The following is a 7,082-nucleotide window of genomic DNA, read 5'->3' on the forward strand; positions in this document are numbered from 1 at the left end:
CGCGGCGAACTCACCGGCGGCGGTCCCAACGCCAACGAGCGCGCGGTCGACGTCCAGATCAACCGCCTGCGCCGCAAGATCGAGCGCGACCCCGCCAATCCGCTGTTCCTGCAGGCGGTCCGCGGCATCGGCTATCGCCTGGTCGCGGCGCCGTAGATAGCGATTAGTTCGTGATGAGCAGAGCCTTGCCCCACGCACAGCGCAACCTCGCCCCGCCCTGCGCGGGGAGAGGTCGACCGGCGCAGCGTAGCGGAGCCGGTCGGGTGAGGGGCCTGGCACGGTGCTCATCACTGGCTCAGTCGTTATTAGATAGGCCGCGGCCCCTCACCCCAACCCTCTCCCCGCAAGGGCGGGGCGAGGGAGCGCGCTTTGTGTGGGGCGAGGGTGTTACTCACAACCAGCGAGCGCCACGATGAGCACGCTCGACACCGGCCTCACGCTGATCCGCACCGCCTCGCGGCGGATGTCGGCCGCTAATGGCTGGCTGGGGCAGCGCTTCAACGATCTGATGCCGAAGGGGCTCTATGCCCGCGCGCTGCTGATCATGATCGTGCCGATGGTGGTGCTGCAATCGGTGATCGCCTTCGTGTTCATGGAGCGCCACTGGAACACGGTGACGCAGCGGCTGTCGTCGGCGGTGGTGCAGGACATCGCGGCGCTGATCGACGTCTACAAGGGCTACCCGCAGGACAAGGACCGCGCGCTGTTGCGCAAGATCGCGCAGGAGCGGCTCGGCCTCGTGGTCGACTTCCTCGGCCCCGGCGAAATGCCCCCGCCCGGCGCCAAGCCGTTCTTCTCGCTGCTCGATCAGTCGATTAGTAAGCAGATCAGCCGGCAGATCGGCCGGCCGTTCTGGATCGACACGGTGGGCCGCTCCAACCTGGTCGAAATCCGCATCCAGCTCGACGACGCGGTGATGCGGGTGTTCGCGCTGCGCAGCGCCGCCTACGCGTCGAACTCGGATATTTTCTTCCTGTGGATGGTTGGTACTTCATCGGTCTTGCTGATCGTCGCGGTGCTGTTCCTGCGCAATCAGATCAGGCCGATCCTGCGGCTCGCCGACGCCGCCGAGAGTTTCGGCAAAGGCCGCGAGGCGCCGAACTTCAAGCCGCGCGGCGCCCGCGAGGTGCGGCGCGCCGCCTATGCGTTCATCGAGATGAAGAGCCGAGTCGAGCGCTCCATCGAGCAGCGCACCGCGATGCTGGCCGGCGTCAGTCACGATCTGCGTACTATCCTGACGCGGTTCAAGCTCGAGCTCGAACTGTTCGGCGACAGCCCCGACACCGAGGGCATGCGCAAGGACGTCGACGAGATGTCGGCGATGCTCGAGGCGTATCTGGCGTTCGCGCGCGGCGATAGCGGCGAGCAGGCGCAACCGACCGACATGGCGGCGGCGCTGGAGGAGCTACGCGGCGACGCCGAACGCCACGGCCACAACGCCAGCGTGTCGTTCGCCGGCCAGCCGGTGGTGACGGTGAAGCCGGCGGCGTTCAAGCGTTGTTTGGCCAACCTGGTCTCGAACGCCGCGCGCTACGCCAATACGATTGCGATCAGCGGCCAGCGCGATCACCGCTATCTCACCGTCACCATCGACGACGACGGCCCCGGCATTCCGCTGCACATGCGCGAGGAAGTGTTCAAGCCGTTCCTGCGCCTCGACGACGCCCGCAACCAGGACGAAGGCGGCACCGGCCTCGGCCTCGCCATCGCGCGTGACATCGCCCGCTCCCACGGCGGCGACATCACGCTGGGCGATAGTCCGATGGGGGGACTGCGGGCGATCGTGCGGGTGCCGGTTTAGTGATGACGCGCCAGCGGGCGTGATGCGGTTCCTCGCTACGCTGCGATCTGCGCTCGTGTAGTTGGAAGCGCCTCCACTCCCACAGCCGTCATCACCCGCGAAAGCGGGTGACCCAGTATCCCAGAGCGCAAGTTACTTACCGCCACCGCACTGGCATACTGGGTCGCCCGGTCAAGCCGGGCGATGACGTAGTTTGTTGTAGTGACGCCACCATTCAAACAGCGTCATCGCCGGGCTTGACCCGGCGATCCATCCTCTTTGCAAGAGGTCGCTGCAGTTATGAGCGCGTGCTTTCGCACGCGATGGATACGCGGGTCAAGCCCGCGTATGACGTCAGTGCTGGTGGAAGCGCCGCGCTTACTTCGCCAATTCCCGCGACCGCCGCGTTGCTGCTGCGACCGCCTTGATCATCAGCGGCTTCAGCCCATCCTCGGCCATCAGCACCTCCAGTGCAGCGGCGGTGGTGCCGCCGGGGGAGGTGACGTTTTTGCGCAGCGTGGCGGCGTCGAGGTCGGAGCGATGCAGCAGCTCGCCTGAGCCGGAGACGGTGGCGCGGGCCAGCGTCATCGCCAACTCTGCCGGCAGGCCGGCTTCGACGCCGGCGCGGGCGAGTTCTTCGACCAGCAGGAACACATAGGCCGGCCCCGAGCCCGACACGGCGGTGACGGCATCGATCAGCGCTTCGTCATCGACCCATTCGACCAGGCCCGCGGCCTGCAGCAGCGCATCCGCAATTCCGCGCTGCGCGGCGCTGACATCGGCCGCCGCGACGGCGACGCTGATCCCGCGGCCGATCGCGGCCGGCGTATTCGGCATCGCGCGGACGACGCGGCCGCCGAGATGTTCTTTCAGCGCGGCGATCGGCGTGCCGGCCATGATCGACACCACCAGCGTCGCCGGTCCGACATAGGCGCGCAGCGCCGGCGCGGCTTCACGGAACATCTGCGGCTTCACCGCCACCACCAGCGTCGCCACAGTGCCGACGTCGGCCGCCGACGCGTTGAGGCGCACGCCGCGGGCGCCGAGCTTGTGGATATCATGGGACGGCTGCGGCTCGAGCACCACGACGTCGCTGCCGTCGATGCCCTGCGCGATCCAGCCCGCCAGCAGCGCGCCGCCCATCTTGCCGGCGCCGGCGAGAACGAGGGGACCAGATATCGAATTCAGCGATTTGGACGGCACGGCACGGTTTCCTGGCTGAGAAGAAGGTTAAACGCCCGCTGGACTAGGCTCGACCCACGGCCAATGCAACCATCACCTGATCGACCGAGCCGCGCGTCAGGGCAGGACGCAGAATGCAAGGGGATCAGAAGGTCTTCTTGAAAAACACCCGTCGGGCGCCGCGCGGATGGTTGTCGATCGCGCCAAACGCCTCGTACCCCCGCTTCTTGTAAAAGTCCGGCGCCTGGAAGCTGTAGGTATCAAGCCAGACGCCGATGCAGCCGTGGTCGCGGGCGATCTGCTCGGCGCGGGTCAGGATGTCTGTGCCGAGACCGGTGTGGCGCGACGTGTCGGGAACGGCAAAAAGCTCGACGAACAGCCAATCATAAACGATCCGCCCCCAAAGCCCACCGATCTTGTTCCCGGTGTCCGGATCTTCGATCAGCAGACAAACCTGCCGAAAGCCGGACGGACCGGCTGCCTTGTCGTTGTAGGCGATCAGCGCATTGAGGACCGCAGCGCGGTGGTGATCGCTGGGCGTATCAGGAACGACGATCCGAGGCTTCGCGCTCACGCCTCGCCTTCGGTGTCGAACATCGCGGCGGCCATCGCTTCCTGCGCGGTCTTACCGGCCCAGACGGTGAACTGGAACGCCGGGTAGTAACGCTCGCAGGATTGCAGCGCGCTCAGCAGCATGGTCTCGCACTGGGCTTCGGTGGCGGATAGTCCGCCCGGCAGCATCAGCGCCTGACGGTACATGATCGTGCCGGTATGCGTCCAGACGTCGAAGTGGCCGACCCAGAGCTGCTCGTTGATAGAGGCGAGCAGGCGGTGCGTTTCGGTGCGACGCGCCTGCGGGATCTTCATGTCGAAGGCGCAGGCGAGGTGCAGTGCTTCGAGATCGTGCATCCAGGTGAAGGACAGCGTGTAGTCCGTCCACTGACCCTTCGACACGATGGTGATTTCGTCTTCGCCGGAGCGCTCGAAGGCGAGATCGTTCGAGGCTGCGATATCTTCGACCACCGCGAGCGGGTTGGTGGCGGAATCAGTGATGGCTTCGAGCATGGGCATGCCGTCTCGACCTGACGTTTGAGCTATCGATGATACAGGAGCGGCAGGCCGTTACGCGCCTTGACCGATCGTTCGGTTGCGAAGCAGGGGCCGAACCAACCGGGCTGCTGCAGTGAAATGATGTGATTTGCGGAATCGGCGCAATCCCGCCCCCGTCAATTCCACAAGCAAAGGATAGCCGTCCACAGCTGCCCACAGGCGATATCAGAACAAAACGGAATCGGATTCTCGCGCTCCGAGTCTGGTGGTCGTATTGCACCCGACGCGAGTCCCGGCGCCCCGCTGCGCGCCGGCCGCGAAGCTCTCGCGGCCGATCATTTGACTCGCTCGGAGGCACTGCTAGCGTGACGGTCCAGCGAGGAGTACCGAGACGATATGACCGAGACCAGCGACGCGCAGACGCCAGCCGATCAGACAATAGCCGCAACGGCCTATCCGCGCTTCGCGCGGCCGCAGCGCGTCGCCTTCGTGCAATCGTCCTGGCACAGCGATGTGGTGGCGGAATGCTGGGAGGCGTTCGCGCGCGAGATCGTGGCGCGCGGCGTCGCCGCCTCGCAGGTCGATCTGTTCGAGGTGCCGGGCTCGTTCGAAATTCCGCTCCACGTGCAAACGCTGGCCAAGACGCGGCGCTACACCGCCATTGTCGCGGCTGGCCTCGTGGTCGACGACGGCCTCACCGGCTTCGTCGCCGAGACGGTGATCGGCGCGTTGATGGACGTGCAATTGCGGACTGAAGTTCCGGTGTTCTCCGCGGTGGCGACGCCGCACGATTTCGAGCGCGGCGATCAGCAGACCGACCTGTTCCGCCGCCACTTCGCCGCCAAAGGCGCCGAAGTCGCCCACGCCTGCGCCGACACGCTGCTCAGCCTCGAGCGCCTGCGCGGGCAGGTGGCGGCGGGGATCGTGTAGTCGAGAGAGTTGAATAGGCGACGACACGTCGGGCAGCTCTGCTACGCAAAAACCGTCATCCTGAGGTGCCGTCGCGGTAGCGACGGCCTCGAAGGATGAGCCACACGCGATTCTGGCGACCGCAACACAAACGGCAGTCATCCTTCGAGGCTCGCTGCGCTCGCACCTCAGGATGACGGTTGTGCGCGTGGGGATGCGAAGATCGCGAAGTTAAACCTCGCGTTCGTCATTCCGGGGCGCCGCGTAGCGGCGAACCCGGAATCCATACTCCCTGTGCTTGTTACTTGCGCACAGGAGGGGCCCCGCTGTGCTCTAAAGCGCCGGCAGGGGTTATGGATTCCGGGTTCGCGCTTACGCGCGCCCCGGAATGACAAACGAGAGGGAGTTAGTCGAACAGGCTCGACACCGACTCTTCCGATGCCGTGCGGCCGATGGCTTCGGCGATCAGCGAGGCGATCGAGAGGGTGCGGATGTTGTGCGCGTTGCACACCGCTTCGGTCGGCTGGATCGAGTCGGTGATCACCAGTTCCTTGAGCTTCGAGCCGGTGATACGCGAGCAGGCGCCGCCCGACAGCACGCCGTGGGTGATGTAGGCGTAAACTTCGGTGGCGCCGTTCTTCAAAAGCGCTTCGGCGGCGTTCACCAGCGTGCCGCCGGAGTCGACGATGTCGTCGAGCAGGATGCAGGTGTAGCCCTCGACTTCGCCGATGACGTTCATCACTTCGGATTCGCCGGCGCGCTCGCGGCGCTTGTCGATGATCGCCAGCGGCGTGTTGAGGCGCTTGGCGAGTCCGCGGGCGCGGACCACGCCGCCGACGTCGGGTGACACGACCATCGCCTTCGACAGGTCGAAGCGCTCCTTGATGTCGCGCACCATCACCGGCGAGGCATAGAGGTTGTCGGTCGGGATGTCGAAGAAGCCCTGGATCTGGCCGGCGTGCAGATCGAGCGTCATGACGCGGTCGACGCCGGCGTGGGTGATCAGGTTGGCGACCAGCTTGGCCGAGATCGGCGAGCGCGAGCCGACCTTGCGGTCCTGCCGGGCGTAGCCGAAATACGGGATCACCGCGGTGATGCGGCGCGCCGAGGCGCGCCGCAGCGCGTCGGTGATGATCAACAGCTCCATCAGGTGATCGTTCGCCGGGAACGAAGTCGACTGCAGGATGAAGACGTCCGAGCCGCGGACGTTTTCCTGGATCTCGACGAAGATCTCGTTGTCGGCGAAGCGGCGCACGCTGGCCTTGGTCAGCGGCATCTTCAGCCAGTCGGCGATGTCGCGCGCCAGCGCCGGATTGGAATTGCCGGCGACGAGCTTGACCGATCCGTTCTTGCCCGACATCGACGCGTCCCCCCTCGGCGCGGTGGATACTACGTTCAGCATATCGGTTGACTCACGGAAAACGGACGGTTTTGCGCCGTGGTGATACCAGCGCAACGCAGCCGATGGCAACCCGCAGCGGCGGCTTTTCCGACATGCATTCGACGTAAGTGCGGCTCAGCGCGCCGAGGCGAAACTCATCGCCGGCGCGGGCGGCTCGGCAGGGGGTGGTTCGGCCTGGGCAATCGCCGGCCCGCTGGATGCGGGGGCGGCGGGCGCGGGCTGCGGCGAGGGCGTTAACGACCCGTTCATCATTCCGGAAAGGCCGGTCAGGCCGGCCTGGGCGATGCGCCTCAGCACGACATCGTCGGCCTGCATCCAGGCATCGCCGCCACCGCGGCCGGCCGGCTCTTCGCCTGACAGGCGCAGCGCGCGCTGCTGATCGCGGTCGTAGACGTCCCAAACCCAGGCGATCGCGGTCTTGCCGCCGCGGACCTGCGCCGACAGATAGGAGCGGACCCGATAGGCGGCGCCGCCCTGGCGCGACACCACGGAGATCTGGCGCAGCTTGGCTTCGCTGTCGAGCACCGACACCATGCGGTCGAACACCTGCGGCGGCGGGCCGTCGATGGATTCGAATGCGACCGTGGAGCCGCCCCCGGCCGAGGCGACCGGGCCATCGCTGGCCGTGACGCAGCCGCCGAGCCCGGCGAAGACCCCGAGCACCAACGCGGTACGGGCCAGGCGGGCGGTCGTGGCAAGCAGCTGATCAGACATGCAGATCCCGTCACGAAGAGGCGGCCGAACGGCCTCACCGGTGAC

At 66.4% G+C, this 7,082-nt stretch carries 8 protein-coding genes; 3 read left to right on the forward strand and 5 right to left on the reverse strand.

Annotated features, from left to right (window positions below):
- Positions 1-156: helix-turn-helix domain-containing protein (locus I5M_RS14140; protein WP_031336381.1), on the forward strand; the 156-nt coding region annotated here is incomplete at its 5' end.
- 256 nt (positions 157-412) lie between these two features.
- Positions 413-1,801, forward strand: coding sequence for an ATP-binding protein (locus I5M_RS14145; protein ID WP_022721989.1), 1,389 nt, complete (start codon positions 413-415; stop codon positions 1,799-1,801).
- 357 nt (positions 1,802-2,158) lie between these two features.
- On the opposite strand, the gene proC is transcribed toward I5M_RS14145, so the two are convergent.
- The 3 genes from proC to I5M_RS14160 all read right to left on the reverse strand — a co-directional run bounded on the left by proC (position 2,159) and on the right by I5M_RS14160 (position 4,033).
- Entirely contained in the window at positions 2,159-2,983 is an 825-nt protein-coding gene (gene proC, locus I5M_RS14150) for a pyrroline-5-carboxylate reductase (protein WP_022721990.1), read from the reverse strand.
- A 124-nt stretch (positions 2,984-3,107) separates the two neighbouring features.
- Positions 3,108-3,536, reverse strand: coding sequence for a GNAT family N-acetyltransferase (locus I5M_RS14155; RefSeq protein ID WP_022721991.1), 429 nt, complete (start codon positions 3,534-3,536; stop codon positions 3,108-3,110).
- On the reverse strand, positions 3,533-4,033 hold the full coding sequence (locus tag I5M_RS14160; RefSeq protein ID WP_022721992.1) for a YbjN domain-containing protein: 501 nt from the start codon (positions 4,031-4,033) through the stop codon (positions 3,533-3,535). Before I5M_RS14160 ends, I5M_RS14155 begins: the two co-directional genes overlap by 4 nt.
- A gap of 375 nt (positions 4,034-4,408) precedes the next feature.
- Between I5M_RS14160 and I5M_RS14165 the strand changes: the two genes are divergently transcribed.
- Complete coding sequence (locus I5M_RS14165; RefSeq protein WP_022721993.1) at positions 4,409-4,942, forward strand: 6,7-dimethyl-8-ribityllumazine synthase; 534 nt, start codon at positions 4,409-4,411, stop codon at positions 4,940-4,942.
- A gap of 385 nt (positions 4,943-5,327) precedes the next feature.
- On the opposite strand, the gene I5M_RS14170 is transcribed toward I5M_RS14165, so the two are convergent.
- Together I5M_RS14170 and I5M_RS14175 are read right to left on the reverse strand one after the other, a co-directional pair.
- Entirely contained in the window at positions 5,328-6,281 is a 954-nt protein-coding gene (locus tag I5M_RS14170; protein ID WP_022721994.1) for a ribose-phosphate pyrophosphokinase, read from the reverse strand.
- 156 nt (positions 6,282-6,437) lie between these two features.
- Positions 6,438-7,037, reverse strand: a complete 600-nt coding sequence (locus I5M_RS14175; protein WP_022721995.1) for a hypothetical protein — start codon at positions 7,035-7,037, stop codon at positions 6,438-6,440.
- Positions 7,038-7,082 lie beyond the last annotated feature (45 nt).

The sequence above is a fragment of the Rhodopseudomonas sp. B29 genome (genome assembly GCF_000333455.1).
GTDB lineage: Bacteria > Pseudomonadota > Alphaproteobacteria > Rhizobiales > Xanthobacteraceae > Rhodopseudomonas.

Bases quoted from the DNA above. Each gene is read 5' to 3' on its own strand.
- I5M_RS14145 (WP_022721989.1), top strand. From the start codon at position 413: ATGAGCACGCTCGACACCGGCCTCACGCTGATCCGCACCGCCTCGCGG.
- I5M_RS14160 (WP_022721992.1), bottom strand. From the start codon at position 4,033: ATGCCCATGCTCGAAGCCATCACTGATTCCGCCACCAACCCGCTCGCG.
- I5M_RS14165 (WP_022721993.1), top strand. From the start codon at position 4,409: ATGACCGAGACCAGCGACGCGCAGACGCCAGCCGATCAGACAATAGCC.
- I5M_RS14170 (WP_022721994.1), bottom strand. From the start codon at position 6,281: ATGTCGGGCAAGAACGGATCGGTCAAGCTCGTCGCCGGCAATTCCAAT.
- I5M_RS14175 (WP_022721995.1), bottom strand. From the start codon at position 7,037: ATGTCTGATCAGCTGCTTGCCACGACCGCCCGCCTGGCCCGTACCGCG.